Origin of the sequence: Micromonospora sp. NPDC048063, from assembly GCF_043202855.1 — a bacterium.
In the GTDB taxonomy this organism is placed as follows: domain Bacteria; phylum Actinomycetota; class Actinomycetes; order Mycobacteriales; family Micromonosporaceae; genus Micromonospora.
Genome location: NZ_JBIDBG010000012.1, coordinates 60,748 through 76,003, shown reverse-complemented (window position 1 = coordinate 76,003; position 15,256 = coordinate 60,748). Strand labels below are relative to the sequence as shown.

General features: G+C 75.3%; 18 protein-coding genes. 11 read left to right on the top strand and 7 right to left on the bottom strand.

All coding sequences use genetic code 11. From position 1 onward, the window contains the following. Positions 1-131 precede the first annotated feature (131 nt). The 4 genes from ACGFZ2_RS25500 to ACGFZ2_RS25485 all read left to right on the top strand — a co-directional run bounded on the left by ACGFZ2_RS25500 (position 132) and on the right by ACGFZ2_RS25485 (position 2,555). On the top strand, positions 132-773 hold the full coding sequence (locus ACGFZ2_RS25500; RefSeq protein ID WP_393259577.1) for a GAP family protein: 642 nt from the start codon (positions 132-134) through the stop codon (positions 771-773). A gap of 90 nt (positions 774-863) precedes the next feature. After that, the gene (locus tag ACGFZ2_RS25495) at positions 864-1,649 is read left to right on the top strand and encodes an SDR family oxidoreductase (protein WP_393259578.1); all 786 of its coding nucleotides are present in this window, start codon (positions 864-866) and stop codon (positions 1,647-1,649) included. A 37-nt stretch (positions 1,650-1,686) separates the two neighbouring features. Beyond that, a complete protein-coding gene (locus tag ACGFZ2_RS25490; RefSeq protein ID WP_350702403.1) occupies positions 1,687-1,881 on the top strand; it encodes a hypothetical protein in 195 nt (64 codons plus the stop codon). A gap of 125 nt (positions 1,882-2,006) precedes the next feature. After that, positions 2,007-2,555, top strand: a complete 549-nt coding sequence (locus ACGFZ2_RS25485; RefSeq protein ID WP_350677797.1) for a YbaK/EbsC family protein — start codon at positions 2,007-2,009, stop codon at positions 2,553-2,555. Positions 2,556-2,616: 61 nt separating this feature from the next. On the opposite strand, the gene ACGFZ2_RS25480 is transcribed toward ACGFZ2_RS25485, so the two are convergent. The 4 genes from ACGFZ2_RS25480 to ACGFZ2_RS25465 form a co-directional block, all read right to left on the bottom strand. Then, positions 2,617-3,249: a DsbA family protein gene (locus tag ACGFZ2_RS25480; RefSeq protein ID WP_393457594.1), complete on the bottom strand. Its 633-nt coding sequence runs from the start codon at positions 3,247-3,249 to the stop codon at positions 2,617-2,619. Positions 3,250-3,269: 20 nt separating this feature from the next. Then, positions 3,270-3,698 carry a SufE family protein gene (locus tag ACGFZ2_RS25475; protein ID WP_357705247.1) on the bottom strand — a complete coding sequence of 143 codons (429 nt, stop codon included), beginning with the start codon at positions 3,696-3,698 and terminating at the stop codon, positions 3,270-3,272. Positions 3,699-3,773: 75 nt separating this feature from the next. Continuing rightward, a complete protein-coding gene (locus ACGFZ2_RS25470) occupies positions 3,774-4,199 on the bottom strand; it encodes a CBS domain-containing protein (protein ID WP_393457591.1) in 426 nt (141 codons plus the stop codon). Between the two features lie 56 nt (positions 4,200-4,255). Further along, entirely contained in the window at positions 4,256-6,022 is a 1,767-nt protein-coding gene (locus ACGFZ2_RS25465; RefSeq protein ID WP_393457588.1) for a proline--tRNA ligase, read from the bottom strand. A 152-nt stretch (positions 6,023-6,174) separates the two neighbouring features. Here ACGFZ2_RS25465 and ACGFZ2_RS25460 point away from each other — a divergent pair, with 152 nt between their 5' ends. The 6 genes from ACGFZ2_RS25460 (at position 6,175) to ACGFZ2_RS25435 (ending at position 11,490) form a co-directional block, all read left to right on the top strand. Beyond that, positions 6,175-6,705: a SigE family RNA polymerase sigma factor gene (locus ACGFZ2_RS25460; protein ID WP_393259586.1), complete on the top strand. Its 531-nt coding sequence runs from the start codon at positions 6,175-6,177 to the stop codon at positions 6,703-6,705. Next, the gene (locus tag ACGFZ2_RS25455) at positions 6,702-7,877 is read left to right on the top strand and encodes a hypothetical protein (protein WP_393457585.1); all 1,176 of its coding nucleotides are present in this window, start codon (positions 6,702-6,704) and stop codon (positions 7,875-7,877) included. Before ACGFZ2_RS25460 ends, ACGFZ2_RS25455 begins: the two co-directional genes overlap by 4 nt. 166 nt (positions 7,878-8,043) lie before the next feature. Next, the gene (locus ACGFZ2_RS25450; protein WP_393457582.1) at positions 8,044-9,090 is read left to right on the top strand and encodes a hypothetical protein; all 1,047 of its coding nucleotides are present in this window, start codon (positions 8,044-8,046) and stop codon (positions 9,088-9,090) included. Between the two features lie 185 nt (positions 9,091-9,275). After that, on the top strand, positions 9,276-10,043 hold the full coding sequence (locus ACGFZ2_RS25445; RefSeq protein ID WP_393457579.1) for an SGNH/GDSL hydrolase family protein: 768 nt from the start codon (positions 9,276-9,278) through the stop codon (positions 10,041-10,043). Positions 10,044-10,046: 3 nt separating this feature from the next. Beyond that, entirely contained in the window at positions 10,047-10,493 is a 447-nt protein-coding gene (locus tag ACGFZ2_RS25440) for a hypothetical protein (protein WP_393457576.1), read from the top strand. Between the two features lie 94 nt (positions 10,494-10,587). Then, entirely contained in the window at positions 10,588-11,490 is a 903-nt protein-coding gene (locus ACGFZ2_RS25435; RefSeq protein WP_393457573.1) for a sulfurtransferase, read from the top strand. A 23-nt stretch (positions 11,491-11,513) separates the two neighbouring features. Here the strand turns inward: ACGFZ2_RS25435 and ACGFZ2_RS25430 are convergent, their stop codons facing one another. Both ACGFZ2_RS25430 and ACGFZ2_RS25425 read right to left on the bottom strand, forming a co-directional pair. Then, positions 11,514-12,728, bottom strand: coding sequence for a hypothetical protein (locus ACGFZ2_RS25430; protein ID WP_393457570.1), 1,215 nt, complete (start codon positions 12,726-12,728; stop codon positions 11,514-11,516). Next, positions 12,725-13,255 carry a SigE family RNA polymerase sigma factor gene (locus ACGFZ2_RS25425; RefSeq protein WP_393457567.1) on the bottom strand — a complete coding sequence of 177 codons (531 nt, stop codon included), beginning with the start codon at positions 13,253-13,255 and terminating at the stop codon, positions 12,725-12,727. Before ACGFZ2_RS25425 ends, ACGFZ2_RS25430 begins: the two co-directional genes overlap by 4 nt. A gap of 133 nt (positions 13,256-13,388) precedes the next feature. On the opposite strand from ACGFZ2_RS25425, the gene ACGFZ2_RS25420 reads away from it, so the two are divergent. Then, complete coding sequence (locus ACGFZ2_RS25420) at positions 13,389-13,958, top strand: VanZ family protein (protein WP_393457564.1); 570 nt, start codon at positions 13,389-13,391, stop codon at positions 13,956-13,958. Here ACGFZ2_RS25420 and ACGFZ2_RS25415 read toward each other — a convergent pair. Further along, positions 13,849-15,192, bottom strand: a complete 1,344-nt coding sequence (locus ACGFZ2_RS25415; RefSeq protein WP_393457561.1) for an MFS transporter — start codon at positions 15,190-15,192, stop codon at positions 13,849-13,851. The two genes, ACGFZ2_RS25420 and ACGFZ2_RS25415, sit on opposite strands and share 110 nt — an antisense overlap. Positions 15,193-15,256: the final 64 nt, after the last annotated feature.

Below are 15,256 nucleotides of genomic sequence, written 5' to 3'. Positions count from 1 at the left end.
CCGGCCGGGCCCCGTGCCCGCCGGATGCGCGGTGGGCCGGCTCCGGGCTTGCCGCCGTCCGCCCCCGGCCGGCACCGGGGATGTGCGAATCGACCCGGGGCGGACGGCGCGACCGGGAGGATGGGCGGGCGATGAACTTCCTGACCATCCTGCCGATGGCCGTGGTGATGGTCGCCGGGACCCAGCTGGTCGCGGCGGTCTTCCTCGCCTCGGCCGACCGGCCGCGTGCCGCCTCGCTGGGCTACCTGGCCGGCGCGGGGCTCGTGGTCTCGGGCGGGGTGACGGCGAGCTGGCTGGTCACCCGGGCCGTGAAGGTCAACGTCGGGGCCGGTGGGGGCGGACGCCGCGCGGTCGAGAGCCGGATCGACGTGGTGGTGCTGGCGCTGCTGGTCGTCCTGGCGGTGGTCGTCTTCCTGCGCCGGCACACCGCGGGCACGCCGAAGTGGATGGGCGGGCTCCAGCGGGCCGGCCCCGGCTACGCGCTGCGGCTCGGCGTGCTGCTCTTCCTGGCCATGCCGTCGGACGACCTCACGATGGTCACCGTGGGGGCGAGCGCCGCCCGGCACGACCTGCCCTGGTGGCACCTGCTGCCGTTCGTCCTGCTGACCCTCGCGTTGCTGGCCCTGCCCCTGCTGGCGCTGCTGCTGCTCGGGCACCGGGCCGCGACGGTGCTGCCCCGGATCCGGGACTGGGCCCGGCAGCACTCCTGGGTGGTCAGCGAGATCGTGATCGGGTTCTTCGTGCTGCTGACGGCGGCCGACCTGCTCCGGTGAGCCGGCGCACAGCCCGTCACGCCCGTCGGGGCGGCGCCGTCAGCCCTGTGGCCGCGCGGCGGGCGCGGGACGCCGGAGAAGGAGGAAACCATGCGGGTGCTGGTCACCGGGGCGGGCGGTCGGCTCGGGCGGGTGGTGCTGCCGCGGCTGCGCGACGAGGGCTGGAGCGTGCGGGCGACGAGCCGGCGGCCGCGTACCGATCCGTCGGCGGAGTGGGTGGTGGTCGACCTGGCCACCGGGGAAGGGCTGCCCGAGGCGGTGGCCGGCGTGGACGCCGTGCTGCACCTGGCCTCGTCGCCGAACCGGGGGCGGCAGACCCACCGGGTCGACGTGCTCGGCACCCGCCGGCTGGTCGTCGCCGCCGGTCGGGCGGGCGTACGGCACCTCGGCTACGTCTCGATCGTCGGGGTGGACCGGGTCCCGATCCCCTACTACCGGCACAAACTCGCCGCCGAGCAGGTCGTGGCGGCCGGGCCGGTGCCCTGGTCGGTGCTGCGGGCCACCCAGTTCCCCGAGTTCCTCGACGGCATGCTGCGCGGCGCGAGCCGGCTCGGCCCGGTGATCGGCGACCCGGCGGTGCTCGCCCAGCCGGTCGACCCCGGCGAGGTCGCGGGCCGGCTGGTCCAGCGGCTCACGGCCGGTCCGCTGCACGGCGTCGAGGAGTACGGCGGGCCGGAGGTGATCCGCTTCGACGAGGCGGTCCGGGCCTGGAACGCCGCCCGGCGGTCCCGCCGCCCGCTGCTGCCGGTGCGGATCCCGGGGAGGGTCGGCCGCGCCCTGCGCTCCGGCGGCCTGGTCACCGAGGCGACCCCGACGGGTGCCCGGACCTGGGCCGACCACCTGGCCGACACGTACGGGGGAACCGGCGCAAGATGAACGGCCCGCGCGTTCACGTCCGGCCTACCGTGACGCCATGTTCGCCATGGTCGCCACCGTCATCCTCTACGTCGCCGGGTTCGTCTTCCTGTACGGCGTCATCCGACTCGCCATCCGCCACGCCCTGGAGGAGATGGAGGTGCGCCGGATCCAGGCCGAGCGGGCGGAGGAGTTGGCCGCCGCGCGGGACCGGACGCTGCTCCGCGAGAACGGCTTCCTCACCGGCAGTTGACCGACGTCCGACCGCCCGGTGACCGCTTGCCGGGCGGGTAGTCCCCGGGACGGGTGACCGGTCCCCGGGACGGGCCGGGCTCCGGTGGGCGGTCCGGGCGGAGCGGTGCGAGGATCGCAGGCGTGATGGGGACGCTGAAGACCGAACCCGCCCGCACCCGGCTCGACCTGCTCGCCCCGCCGGTCGCCGCCGCCATCGGGCAGTGGCCCGCCGATGCTCCGGTGGACGTCGACGACGTGCTGGTGGCGCCGATCGACGCCGAGCTGGCCGACACCGCCGCCTTCTGCGCGGCGTACGAGGTGGGGTTGGACGTGTCGGCGAACTGCGTGGTGGTGGCCGGCAAGCGCGAGGGGGTCGTCCGCTACGCGGCCTGCGTCGTGCTCGCCACCACCCGCGCCGACGTGAACGGGGTGGCCCGCCGGGCGCTCGACGTCCGCAAGGCGAGTTTCGCGCCGATGGCCGACGCGGTGGAGCTGACCGGCATGGAGTACGGCGGCATCACCCCGATCGGCCTGCCGGAGCAGTGGCCGATCCTGGTCGACTCCCGGGTGATCGCCACGCCACACGTGATCATCGGGTCCGGCGTACGGCACAGCAAGATCGCGCTGCCGGGGCCGGCGCTCGGCGCGCTGCCCGGCGCCCGCGTGGTGGAGGACCTGGCCCGACCGGCCTAGCCGCTGACCGACGTCGATACCGTTGCACGTGAAACATCGGCGTCCGGTCGGGCGCGTCGGTTCAGCCGGCGGACTCGCGGCGCCCCACCTCGGCCAGCGCGGCGAGCAGCGTCTCCGGTTCCTGGGCGCCGGTGACCGCGTACTTGCCGGCCAGAACGAAGGTCGGCACGCTGGTCACCCCGATCTGGCGGGCGGCGGCCAGCTCGGCGGAGACGTCGGCCACCCGCTCGTCGGAGTCGAGGAAGCGGCGCGCCTCCGCCGCGTCCAGGCCGACCTCGCCCGCGAGCGCGGCCAGCGCGTCCCGGGAACCGACGTCGACCCCGTCGGTGAAGTGGGCGCGGTAGAGCGCGTCGACCGTCTCGGCGGCACGGCCGCGTTCGGTGGCCCAGGAGACCAGCCGGTGCGCGTCGAAGGTGTTCGCCGCGACCGCGCGGTCGAAGTCGAGCTTCAGCCCGGCGCCCGCAGCCACCTCGGTGACGTGCCCGAACATCTGCCGGGCGCGGTCCTGCCCGCCGAACTTGGCGGCCATCGCCTCGACCAGCGGGCGCGGCTCGGGCACCGGCGACGGGTCGAGCTGGTACGGCCGGTAGCGGACGGTCACCTCGCCGTCGTACGACTCCAGGGCCTGCTCCAGCCGACGCTTGCCGATGTAGCACCAGGGGCAGACCACGTCGGCGTAGATCTCGATCTCCATGCCGGTTGACAACCCGCAGGTCAGCCGATCTGTTCCCGGACCTGCCGCTTCAGCCGGGCCAGGATCGCCGTGCCGCCGCGCACCCGCAGCGGGCTGATCGCCTGCGCCAGCCCCATCCGCTGGTAGAGGTCGTCGGGGACGGCGAGCACCTCGTCCGGGCTCGCCCCGGCCAGCCCCTCGGCGAGGATGCCGGCGAACGCCCGCGTGGTGGGTGCCTCGGGCGGGCAGTCGAAGAGGGTCTCCACCGTCTTCTCCGGCGTCACCCGGGCGCGCAGGAAGAACGCCGTCTGGCACTCCGGCACCTGCTCCATGCCCTCCCGGTCGGTGGCGCCGGCGGGCAGCGGCGGGACGACGTCGGCGTACTCCAGCAGCATCTCCAGCACCACGTCGCGGGGCGCGGCGGCGAACTCGTCGACGATCTCGGCCAGCCTGGCCGGCATGGAAGACATGCTCCCGAGGTTACCGGTGTTAGGAAGGGCCCCTTCCTCTACCGGAGGCGTTAGGAAGGGGCCCTTCCTTGCACCTCAGACGGTCGGGGCCTGCTCGCTGATCTCGCTCAGCGCCGATTGGGGGTCGAGCTGCATCGCGAGGTCGCCGAGGGAGACGATGCCGACCAGCTTGCGATCGGCGTCGCAGACCAGCACCCGCCGGATGCCCCGCTCCCGCATCAGGGCCGCCGCCTCGGCCGCCGTCGAGTGCTGCTCGATCATCACCACCTCCCGGGTGACGATCGAGCCGATCGTGGTGGCGGCCGGATCGCTGCGTTCCGCCACCGCCCGCACCACGATGTCCCGGTCGGTGAGCATGCCGGCGAGGGTGGCACCGTCGGTGACCACCACGTCGCCGATGTCCGCCTCCTTCATCACCCGGGCCGCCTCGTCCAGGGTGGTCTCGGCGGGCAGGTAGATGACCTGCTTCGTCATCACGTCGCTGACCCGGTAACCGGTCATGAGAGCCTCCAGAGAACATCCGGCCGATCCGACTGCGGTACCCCGTGGCGCGCCCGCTACACGTCGCCGCGCTCCCGGCGCACCTCCGCGACGAGTCGCTCCGCCAGTCCGTCCACCGGCAGTTCGACGCGCTCGCCGGAGGCCCGGTCGCGCAGCTCGACGTACCCCTCGGCGAGGCGGCGGCCGACCACGACGGCGCGGGGGATGCCGACCAGCTCGGCGTCGGTGAACTTCACCCCGGCCGAGACGTGCGTCCGGTCGTCGACCAGCACCCGCAGGCCGTCGGCGGCGAGCCGCCCGCCGAGCTCCAGCGCCGCCTCCAGCTGCGGTCCCTTCCCGGCGGCGATCAGGTGTACGTCGCACGGCGCGACCGTCGCCGGCCAGACCAGCCCCCGCTCGTCGTGGTGCTGCTCGGCGATCGCGGCCACCGCCCGGGACACCCCGATGCCGTAGCAGCCCATGGTCGGCCGGACCGGCTTGCCGGCCGGGCCGAGCACGTCGACGGCGAAGACGTCGGTGTAGCGGCGGCCGAGCTGGAAGATGTGCCCGATCTCGATGCCCCGCCGCATGGTCAGCTCACCGGTGCGGCAGGCCGGGCAGGGGTCGCCGACCCGCACCTCGGCCGCCTCGATCGTGCCGTCCGGGACGAAGTCCCGGCCGCAGACCACGCCGGTGGCGTGCCGGCCCGGCTCGTTCGCGCCGGTCAGCCAGGCGGTGCCGGGCACCACCCGCGGGTCGACCAGGTAGCGGATGCCGAGCTTCGCCATCACCTGCGGGCCGATGTAGCCGCGGACCAGCTCAGGGTGGGCGTCCCAGCCGTCGAAGACGTCCACGGTGGCCGGCGCGACCGTCGCGCCGAGCCGCTTCAGGTCCACCTCGCGGTCGCCGGGCAGCCCCACCACCAGCAGTTCGGCCTCCTCCGCGCCGGGCCGGCGCAGGCGGAGCACCACGTTCTTCAGGGTGTCCGCGGCGGTCCAGTCGTCCCGGCCGCCCAGCCGGCGGGCGTTGGCCAACTCGACCAGGCTGGCGATGGTCGGGGTCTCGGGAGTGTCGTGCACCTGGGCCGCAGGCTGCGCGTCCGGGTCGCCGGCCGGCGGGGCGGGCGTGGTCACCGCCTCGGTGTTCGCGGCGTAGTCGCAGGCGGTGCAGCCGACGAAGGTGTCCTCGCCGACCGGCGTCGCCGCCAGGAACTCCTCCGACGCCGAACCGCCCATCGCCCCCGACATCGCCCGCACGATCGTGTGCTCCAGCCCGAGCCGGTCGAAGATCCGCCGGTACGCGCCCCGGTGCCGGTCGTACGCCGCCGCCAGGCCCGCGTCGTCGAGGTCGAACGAGTAGGCGTCCTTCATCAGGAACTCGCGCCCGCGCAGCAGGCCGGCCCGGGGCCGGGCCTCGTCCCGGAACTTCGTCTGGATCTGGAAGATCGTCACCGGGAAGTCCCGGTACGAGGTGAACAGGTCCTTGACCAGCAGCGCGGCCAACTCCTCGTGGGTGGGCGCGAGCAGGTGCTCGGCGCCGCGCCGGTCGGCGAAGGTGAAGATGTCGTCGCCGTACTCCGTCCACCGGCCGCTCGTCCGGTACGGCTCGGCCGGCAGCAGCGCCGGGAAGTGCACCTCCTGGTCGCCGATCGCCGTCATCTCCTGCCGGACCACCTCGGTGACCCGGTCCAGCACCAGCTTGCCCAGCGGCAGCCACGTGTAGCCGCCCGGTGCGGCGCGACGGATGTAGCCGGCCCGCAGCAGGAGCCGGTGGCTCGGCACCTCCGCGTCGGCCGGGTCCTCGCGCAGGGTCCGGAGCAGCAGGGCCGACATGCGTAGCAGCATTGGCGCAGCGTACGGCGGGCGCCAACGGGTCGGCGATCCGATTTGTCGCGCGCGGGGAAGATTTTCGCGGCCGGCGGCAACCCCGTCGGATCGGGGTGGCGTCTGGGATGGCGTCACGACCCTGCACCACCTACCCCCAAGGATCGGCTCGTGTGGACCCTCTCCTGAGTGAGTTCGACTCGTTCGTCCGGACCCGCACCCCGGCGCTGCTGCGGTCGGCCTACCTGCTCACCGGCGACCAGCACCTCGCCGAGGACCTCGTCCAGTCGGCGCTGGCCCGGACCCACCGCTCGTGGAACCGGCTGCACCACAGCGGAAACGCCGAGGCGTACACCCGCAAGACCATGTACCACCTGCAGGTCTCCTGGTGGCGGCGCCGCCGGGTCGCCGAGTCGATGCCGGGCGAGATGCCCGAGCCGCGCGGAGGCGACTCGGCCCCCGACCACGCCCAGCAGACCACGCTCCGGCTCACCCTGCGGGCCGCGTTGCAGAAGCTCTCCGCCAAGCAGCGCGCCGTGCTGGTCCTGCGGTTCTTCGAGGACCGCACCGAGGCCGAGGCCGCCGACCTGCTCGGCGTCACCGTCGGCACCGTCAAGAGCCAGACCTCCAAGGCCCTGGCCAAGCTGCGCACCGTCGCCCCGGAACTCGCCGAGCTGTACGTCCTGGAAGGAAGCGCCCGATGAACGACGACCGCCTCCGGCTCGACCTGGCCGCGCTCGCCGACGAGGTCAGCCCGGTCGACCTGCGCGACCGGGCCCTGCGTACCTCCCGTCGGCTCGGCGTCCAGCGCGCCGTCGCCACCTCCGCCGCCGCAGTGGTGATGCTGGGCGCGGCCACCGGCACCGCGTTCGCGCTGATGCCCCGCGACGACGGCCCCGCGCCCGTGCCGGCCACCACCCCTTCGACCACCCTCACCCCGACCCCGACCCCGAGCGAGGCGACGCCGACGACCACCGCCTCCCCGGAGGCCGCAGTGAGCTCCGGGGCGGCGGGGCCGACCGCGACCATCGGGCGGGTCTTCTACGGCCCGCAGCGCAGTGCGGAGGGCACGGGCCCGGTGCGCCTCTGGTCGTTCCGACCGGGCTCCGAGCCCGTCCGGCTTCTTTCCGTTCCGACCGACGCGGCGATCAGCAACGCGGTCGTCTCGCCGGACGGCGAGCGGGTGGCCTGGGTCGACGACTCCTCGTACCTCCACGTCGCCGACGTCGACGGCACAGGCGCGCGGACCTACCGCGGCAACCTCGTCGACCCGGACTGCTGGACGCCGGCGTGGGCGCCCGACTCGCAGCGAGTCACCGTGTTGCGGGTCGTCTCGGCCGAGCCGAGCCTGGTCACCGAGGTCGGGGTGGTCGAGCTGTCGACCGGGAAGTTCACCCGGATCGGCGACCTGCGGGGCTGCCACCCGCTCTGGTCCGCCGACGGGAAGGTGCTCGCCTTCCCCGACGCCTCGTCGGGTCGGGTGACGCTGACGGACCAGTACGGGCGGAAGAGCCGGTCCGTCCCGAACCTGGGCGGGAACGCCGACAGGAGTTGCTTCGACGTCGCGAGCCTCTCCCCGGACGGCTCCCGGATCGCGCTGCGCCTGCGGGGGCCGGGCGAGGAGTCGGGCGACGTGGCGCGGGAACTCGACGTCAACGCGGTGCTCGACACGCGTACCGGCAGGAAGCTCGACCTGGAACTCGGCGGCCGGAGGCTGCTCCAGGCGTACTTCCAGGCGGACGGGACGCTGGTCGCCAGGGTCGGCGCGGGTGACCGCAACGTGCTCGTGCTGCTCGACGGCGACGGCCGGAAGATCAGCGAGACGCCGGAGCCGACGTCCCTGAAGGCGCAGCAGATCCTGGGCGTCGCCGACTGAGCCGGATCTGCCCTGTCGAAGGCGGGCCACCCCTCCCCGGGGTGGCCCGCCTTTCGCGTCGAAAGAGTTCGCGGAATTTCTTCCGGCGACCGGCAACCCCGTCCGATCGAGGTGACGTCTGGGATGGCGTCACCACCGCGCACCACCATCCACAGAGGACAGAATCATGACCGTTGCCGTCGCCCGCGCCGCCCGCAGCACCCAGACCCTCCGGCGGGCCGTGGCCCTCTCGGTGGCCGCCCTGGCCCTCCTCGGCGGCGCGGCCTGCTCCGCTCCGGTCTCGGGGCCGGTCGCCGCCCCCGCCGCCCCCGCCGCCCCGGCCGACCCGCCGGCCGTCGCCCCGGCGGCCCAGCCGGCCGGCTCCTCCACCGTGTCGACCACCGGCAACGGCGGCGCGGCGGGCGGCCCGGCCACCCTCTACTACCTGACCCGTGACGGCGGCAGCCAGTACGTCACCTCGCTGCGCGACGGCAGGGTGACCCGGCACGCGGAGGTGCCGAACGAGCGGTACTGCGTGGGCAACTCGGTCTCGGTGTCGCCCGACGGCCGGCGGGTCGCCTGGGTGACCGGCAACGACCGGGGCGAGGGGCGGCTGACCGTGGCGAACCTGGACGGCTCCGACCGGAAGACCCTGCCGCAGCGGGTCTACTGCCTCGGCAACCACCCCGCCTGGGCCGGCGACTCCGGCTCCATGAAGGTGATCCTGGTCGGCTCGGGCACGAAGGGCCTGCTCGACCTGGCGACCGGCGCTTTCACGGCGCAGACGCCGGAGCAGTTCGCCCGGGACACGGTCCGCTCGGCGAACGGCGACTTCCAGGCGTACCGGGCGGACGACCGGATCGTGGTCCGGGACGCCCGGGGCCGGCTGGTCCGTGCGGTCCGGCACGGCGCGGAGACCGAGGAAGGCGGCTTCACCGTCACCGGCGTCTCCGACGACGGCCGCTACGTCGCCGTCGGCCCGCAGGCCACCGATCCCTCGCGGATCGTCTCGGGCTGGACGCTGGTCGACACCGCCACCGGCCGGAACGCGTCGCTGCCGGTCGAGGCCACCCGCGGCCACCTCTCCCTCTTCCTCGGCGCGGGGGGCGCGATGGTGATCCGGGTGCACGAGAACGGCCAGCCCGCCCGGATCCACGAGGTGAGCGCCTCCGGCGAGGTGACCAGCCGCCCGGAGCCGGCGGCGCTGGGCCGCCCGATCGGTCACCGCGCCTGAGGCGCGGACACGTGCGCCGGTCGGACCCGGCGCCCACCATCGCCGGGGCCGTCGCGACACGGGGCGCGACGGCCCCGGCGTGTCCGGTGGGACCTCCGCCACGTCGGGCGGTCGGCGCGGTGACGGGCCGGGCGGCCCGGTGACAGACTGGCCGGCGTCGACCGGGGCGACAGAGGGAGGCGCGGGTGCGCTGGCGCAGTTTCGTGGCGGTGGGAGACAGCTTCACCGAGGGCATGGACGACGCGTACCCGGACGGCACGTACCGGGGCTGGGCGGATCTCGTGGCCACCCGGCTCGCCGCCGAGGCCGGCCCCGACTTCCGGTACGCGAACCTGGCCATCCGGGGCCGGCTCTTCCCGAACGTGGTGGCCGAGCAGGTGCCGGCGGCGCTCGCGATGAAGCCCGACCTGATCAGCTTCGCCGCTGGCGGCAACGACGTGCTGCGCCGCACCTTCGACCCGGACGCGCTGGTGGCCCGCTTCGACGACGTGGTCCGGGACCTGCGCTCCGGCGGCGCCGACGTGGTCCTCTTCCGGTTTGCCGACGTGATGGCCCGGTTGCCCGGTCAGCGGCTCGTCGCGCCCCGGGTGCAGCTGCTCAACCGGGCCGTCGGCGAGACGGCCGAGCGGCACGGCGCGATCCTGGTCGACCTGTACGCCGACGACGCCTACCTGAACCCGATGCTGTGGAGCACCGACCGGCTGCACCTCTCGGCGGCCGGGCACCGGCGGGTGGCCGGGCAGGTGCTGACCGCGCTCGGCGTGGGCTGCGACGAGGAGTGGCTGATGGTGCCGCCGCACCCGGCGCCGACGCCCTGGCTGGCCGCGCGGGCCGCCGACCTGCGCTGGGCCGGGCAGCACCTGGCGCCGTGGATCAAGCGCCGGCTCACCGGCCGCTCGTCCGGCGACACGGTGACCGCGAAGCGGCCGTCGCTCGGCCCGGTCACGGACTGAGCCGTGCTCACCCTGCACACCGCGCCGCTGCTGCGGACCGCTCCCGACGCCCCGCCGACCGCCGGGGCCGCCGTCGTGGTCCGGGCCGACCGGATCGTCGCGGTCGGGCCGCTGGCCGAGCTGACCGGGACGTACGCCGGGGCCCGGGTCCGCTGCTGGCCGGGCACGCTCGGGCCGGGGCTGTTGCACGACGCCCCGCTGCCGGCCGCCGACACCCCGCGCGAGCGGGTGCACGCGCTGCTGCGTCGGGGAGTGACCGCGGTGCTGGCGCGACAGGTGGCCGATCCCGCGCTGCGGGCCGCCGTGGACCGGGGCGACCTGCGGGTGCTGGCCGCCGCCGTGCCGCCGGAGCTGGTGCCGGGCGGTCGCGCGGACCTGGCCGTGTTCGACGCCGACGGCGCCTGCCTGGTGACCGTGGTCGCCGGTCGGATCGCCCACCGCCGCGCCTGACCGCCGCCCCCGGCATCGCTGCCCGCACCCGTCTCCGGCGACCCGGTTGCCGATGGCGGGCCGCCGGCCCGCGATCCGGCGTACCTTGGGGATCATGCCTGTGCCGAGCGATCCCGATCCCCGACTCCAGTCGTACGCGGACCCGCAGCGGCTCGTCACCACCCAGTGGCTGGCCGATCACCTGGGCGACGAGGGCCTCGTCGTCATCGAGTGCGACGAGGACGTGCTGCTCTACGACACCGGCCACCTCCCGGGCGCCGTCAAGGTGGACTGGCACACCGAGCTGAACGACCAGGTGACCCGGGACTACCTCGACGCGAGGAGCTTCGCCGAGCTGTGTGCCGCCAAGGGCATCGGCCGGGACGACACGGTCGTCTTCTACGGCGACAACTTCAACTGGTGGGCCGCGTACGCCCTCTGGGTGTTCTCGCTCTTCGGCCACCCCGACGTGCGGCTGCTCGACGGCGGGCGGCAGAAGTGGGCCGCCGAGGGCCGGGAGCTGACCCGCGACAAGCCGTCCCGGCCGCGCGCCGACTACCCGGTGCCGCAGCGCAACGACGCGCCGCTGCGGGCGTACCGGGAGCAGGTGATGGCGCACGTCGCGGCGGGTCGCCCGCTGGTCGACGTCCGGTCGCCGGGCGAGTACACCGGCGAGATGCTGCACATGCCCGACTATCCGCAGGAGGGCGCGCTGCGCGGCGGGCACATCCCGGGCGCGGTGAACAAGCCGTGGAAGTCCGCCGCGAACGACGACGGCACGTTCAAGTCGCCCGACGAGCTGCGGGCGATCTACGCCGACCAGCTCGGGCTCGCCCCGGACGACGACATCGTGGCCTACTGCCGAATCGGCGAGCGGTCGAGCCACACCTGGTTCGTGCTGCGGCACCTGCTGGGCTACCCGCAGGTGCGCAACTACGACGGCTCGTGGACCGAGTGGGGCAACCTGGTCCGGGCCCCCGTCGTGAAGGGCGACCAGCCCGGCGGCCTGCCGAGCTGACGCGCCGGCCGGTCCCGCGGGGCTCAGCCGGCGGCGAGGGAGACCGCGCCGTACAGGTTCCGCGTCACGCCGGTGATCTCGACGGTGTCCGGCCGCCAGCGCAGTAGCCCGCCGGGGCTGTGGCGGAGCAGCACCGAGCCGTCGCGGTCCCAGCCGAGCACCTCGCAGCAGCCCTTCCAGACGTCCCGGCCCAGGTTGAGCAGGTGGGTCACCACCCCGGTCCGGGCGTCCAGCACCGCGACCCCCTCCAGCGAACCCGTGTTGCCGGTGGTGATCCAGCCGGCCCGGGCCACCAGGTCGCCGCGCTGCCAGCCGCGCCCGTAGAAATCCTCGACCAGGTTGCCGGGGGGCAGCGCGCGGACGTCGACCGCGCGGCTGCCCCGGTGCGTGCCGCCGCCGCCCCACTCGATCCGCGTCAGGCTCAGCGGCGTACCGCCCAGCTCGAACAGGACGTTCGGCCGGTCGCCCCGACCGGGGTCGGCCGGGTCGCGCAGGTCGGGGGCGGCCGGGTCGGGCGTGACGACGTTCCATGGCGACACCGGCAGCTTCCGGGCGGTGCCCGTGCGCGGGTCCACCTCGTACGTCGTCGCGTCGTCGCCGACGAGCAGCCGGTCGCCGGACCAGAGGACGTGCTCCAGGTAGCCCTTGAGCGGGAACCGGCGGACCGCCGCGGTGGTCAGGTCGACCACGATCACCTCGTCGGTCTGGGCGAAGGCGGCCGTCCGCCCGTCCCGGGAGAGGCTGCCGGCCTTCAGCGGCACCGCCTCGTTGCCCTCGGCGTCGCGGGTCCGGGCCGGGGTGACCACGTCGAGGTCGCGGACGATGCCGTCGTCGCCGAGCACCCGGATCCGCCCCTCGGTGCCGGTCTGCGGGTCGACCGGCTGGTGCAGCGCCAGCGCCCGGCGGACCGGCTTGGCCGAGAGCGTCGCGCCGACCGGGTCACCGAGCCGGCCCAGCGGATCACCGGGGTAGCTCAGCTCGGCCGGCGGCGTCTGCACGGGCGCGGGGTGCCGGGTCGGGCTCGGTGTCGCGCTGGTGGCCGGTGGCGATGGGTCGGTGGGGCGCAGTGCGATTGTCGTACCGCCGGCGAGCAGCGCGACCGCGAGCGCGGCGGCACCGGCGGCGCGGCGGGTGCGCCGGACCCGGCGGGCACGTTCCCAGCCCGCCGTCGCCGGCTGTGCCGGCCGGACGTCCTCGGCGGCCAGGGTCAGCAGTCGGGTCAGTTCCTCTTCCTTCACGACGTCACCTCCATCCCGCTCGCCAGGCCGTCGTCGCGGCCCAGTTCCGGTGCGACCTCGCGGAGCCGGCGCAGCGCCGCGTGGCACTGGCTCTTCACGGTGCCGACGGTGACGCCGAGGGCCTCGGCGGTGGCCGCCTCGGTGAGGTCCTCGAAGTAGCGCAGCACCAGCACCGCCCGCTGCCGGGGCGGCAGGTGGTCGAGCGCGTCGCGCAGCGCGAGCCGCAGCGCCCCGTCGCCCTCCTGCGTCGCCCGTTCCGGCGGGTACGCGCTCAGCCACTCCCGTCGGCGTCGCCGCCACCAGGAGACGGCGTCGCGGTAGAGGATGGCCCGCACGTACGCGGCCGGGTCGCCGTGCCGCACGGTGGGCCAGCGCAGGGCGAGCTTGAGCAGCGCGTCCTGGAGCAGGTCCTCGGCCTGGTGCCGGTTGCCGCAGACCAGGTAGGCCGCGCGCAGCAGCCGGTGCTGGTGGCACTCGACGAAGGTGACGTAGCCGTCCCGCCCGTCGTCGGTCGTCGCCGGTCCCATCCGCCCTCCCCTCCGGCCAGCCGTCGCGTGCGGCGTCACCTGGCAGACGCACGGGCCCCCGGAAAAGGTTGGGCGGTCCCAGCGCCGGATCGCGACGCACCACCGCCAGGCGGTGCCCGGCTAGGCTGCGCCGGTGGCGCAGGTGTGGCGGGACTGGGGCGACGTCCTGCTCGCCGTGCTCGCCGGGCTGCCCCTGCTGGTCCTGGCCACCGCCGTGCTCGCCCGCGGCCGGCGGGACGCCGCGACCGCGCGGGAGGCGTGGCGGCGCAGCGTCGCCGAGGTGGGCGCGATGGCCGGCACCCTGCCCTGGGTGTGGATGATCCTCACCCCGCGCGCCGCGCCCCGCCAGGTCGACGTGGTGCCGCTGCGGGACCTGGTCGACCTGCTGGCCGGGCCGCCGGTGACCGCCGTGGTCCAGGTGGTCGGCAACCTGCTGGTCTTCGCCGCCCTGGGCTTCTTCGCCCCGGTACGGCTGGCCGCGCTGGCCGGCGTCGGGCGGCTGTTCCTGCTCGGCTCGGCCGGCTCCGTGCTGGTCGAGTCGTTGCAGTACGCGCTCGACCTCGGCCGGGTCTCCTCGGTCGACGACGTGCTGCTCAACGCGACGGGGGCCGCCCTGGCCGGCCTGCTGTCCCGGCGGTGGTGGGCGGGGCGGCGGGCGGCACCGGGGCGGACGGTCGCAGCACCCGCCACGCCGCGAGGGTGACCAGCACGAAGACGCCGGCCACCGCCGCCGCCACGGGCCCGACCCCGTACGCCGCACCGCCCAGCCCGGCGAGCGCCGCCCCCACCGGTGCGGTGAGCAGGCCGACCATCCGCTGGGCGGAACCCACCCGGCCGAGCAGGTGGGCCGGCACGTGGCCCTGCCCGTACGCGGCCCAGAGGCTGTTCCACACCGTGGTGCCGGCCGCGAAGACGGCCAGCGCCAGCCCGCCGGGCAGCGGGTGCCGGGCCAGCGCGAGCCCGGTCAGCGCGACGGCCTGGGCGGCGAGCACGGCGCGGAGCGCGGGCACTGTGCCGAGTCGGGCGGCCAGCCTGCCCGCCCCCAGCCCTCCGGCAAGCCCGCCGAGGACGGCCGCCGCGGCGAACAGCCCGTACCCGGCGGGCGGCACCCGCAGCACGTCGAGCGCGTAGAGCACCAGCACCGCCAGCAACCCGCTGATCGCCAGGTTGCTCCCGGCGGTCAGCACGGTGATCCGCCACAGCATCACATCCCCGCGCACCCACCGCACACCCTCGAAGACCTCCCGCCACACCGCCCCCTTCCTCCCGCCAGGCCCCGGCCCCCGCCCGCTCTCCGCGATCTTGCAGTTGTGGTCCTCGTTTTGCGGCGTATTGGCGGGTTTGTCGGGGCGCAACGTGCAAGATCGCGGGTGGCTCAGGGCGAGGGTGAGGAGGGCGGCGGCGGCGAAGGTGAGGGCGTCGAGGGCGAACGGCAGGGGCGCGGCGAGGGCGAAGAGCACGCCGGCGGCGGGGGCGCCGAGGAAGCCCCCGGCCACCGCCGTGCCGGCCTGGAGACGGCCGTTGGCGTGGGACAGGGCGGCCGGCGGCACCACCGACGGCAGCATCGCGAACGCTGCCGCGTCGAACAGGGTGCCGAGCGCGGCGAGCAGGAACGCCGCCGCCACCAGCGCCGCGACGCCGGCCCGGTCGAGGGCGACCGCGACCGCCAGCCCGCCCACCACGGCGGCGCGCAGCCCGTCCACCGCCGCCATCGTGCGGCGGCGGTCCCAGCGGTCCGCGTACACGCCGCCGAGCAGGCCGAACAGCAGCGGCGGAAGCTGCCCGGCCACGGTCACCGCCGCGATCACCCGGGGGTCGCGGGTCAGCGTCGCGGCCAGCAGCGCCAGTGCCGGCGTACGCAGGGCGTCGCCGAGGCGCGAGGACACGGCGGCGGACCAGAGCAGCCGGTAGTCACGGCCGAGCGGGGATGCGGTCATGACGGCGAGCCTCGGGGGTCGACCGGGTCGAGGGTCAAGTCGCCGGGAAAGGGGGACGCGCGTG

Coding starts and splice junctions, on each gene's coding strand:
- ACGFZ2_RS25475 (WP_357705247.1), bottom strand. CDS start 3,698: ATGTCTTCCATGCCGGCCAGGCTGGCCGAGATCGTCGACGAGTTCGCC.
- ACGFZ2_RS25455 (WP_393457585.1), top strand. CDS start 6,702: ATGAACGACGACCGCCTCCGGCTCGACCTGGCCGCGCTCGCCGACGAG.
- ACGFZ2_RS25490 (WP_350702403.1), top strand. CDS start 1,687: ATGTTCGCCATGGTCGCCACCGTCATCCTCTACGTCGCCGGGTTCGTC.
- ACGFZ2_RS25465 (WP_393457588.1), bottom strand. CDS start 6,022: ATGCTGCTACGCATGTCGGCCCTGCTGCTCCGGACCCTGCGCGAGGAC.
- ACGFZ2_RS25495 (WP_393259578.1), top strand. CDS start 864: ATGCGGGTGCTGGTCACCGGGGCGGGCGGTCGGCTCGGGCGGGTGGTG.
- ACGFZ2_RS25415 (WP_393457561.1), bottom strand. CDS start 15,192: ATGACCGCATCCCCGCTCGGCCGTGACTACCGGCTGCTCTGGTCCGCC.
- ACGFZ2_RS25425 (WP_393457567.1), bottom strand. CDS start 13,255: ATGGGACCGGCGACGACCGACGACGGGCGGGACGGCTACGTCACCTTC.
- ACGFZ2_RS25470 (WP_393457591.1), bottom strand. CDS start 4,199: ATGACCGGTTACCGGGTCAGCGACGTGATGACGAAGCAGGTCATCTAC.
- ACGFZ2_RS25435 (WP_393457573.1), top strand. CDS start 10,588: ATGCCTGTGCCGAGCGATCCCGATCCCCGACTCCAGTCGTACGCGGAC.
- ACGFZ2_RS25485 (WP_350677797.1), top strand. CDS start 2,007: ATGGGGACGCTGAAGACCGAACCCGCCCGCACCCGGCTCGACCTGCTC.
- ACGFZ2_RS25500 (WP_393259577.1), top strand. CDS start 132: ATGAACTTCCTGACCATCCTGCCGATGGCCGTGGTGATGGTCGCCGGG.
- ACGFZ2_RS25480 (WP_393457594.1), bottom strand. CDS start 3,249: ATGGAGATCGAGATCTACGCCGACGTGGTCTGCCCCTGGTGCTACATC.
- ACGFZ2_RS25450 (WP_393457582.1), top strand. CDS start 8,044: ATGACCGTTGCCGTCGCCCGCGCCGCCCGCAGCACCCAGACCCTCCGG.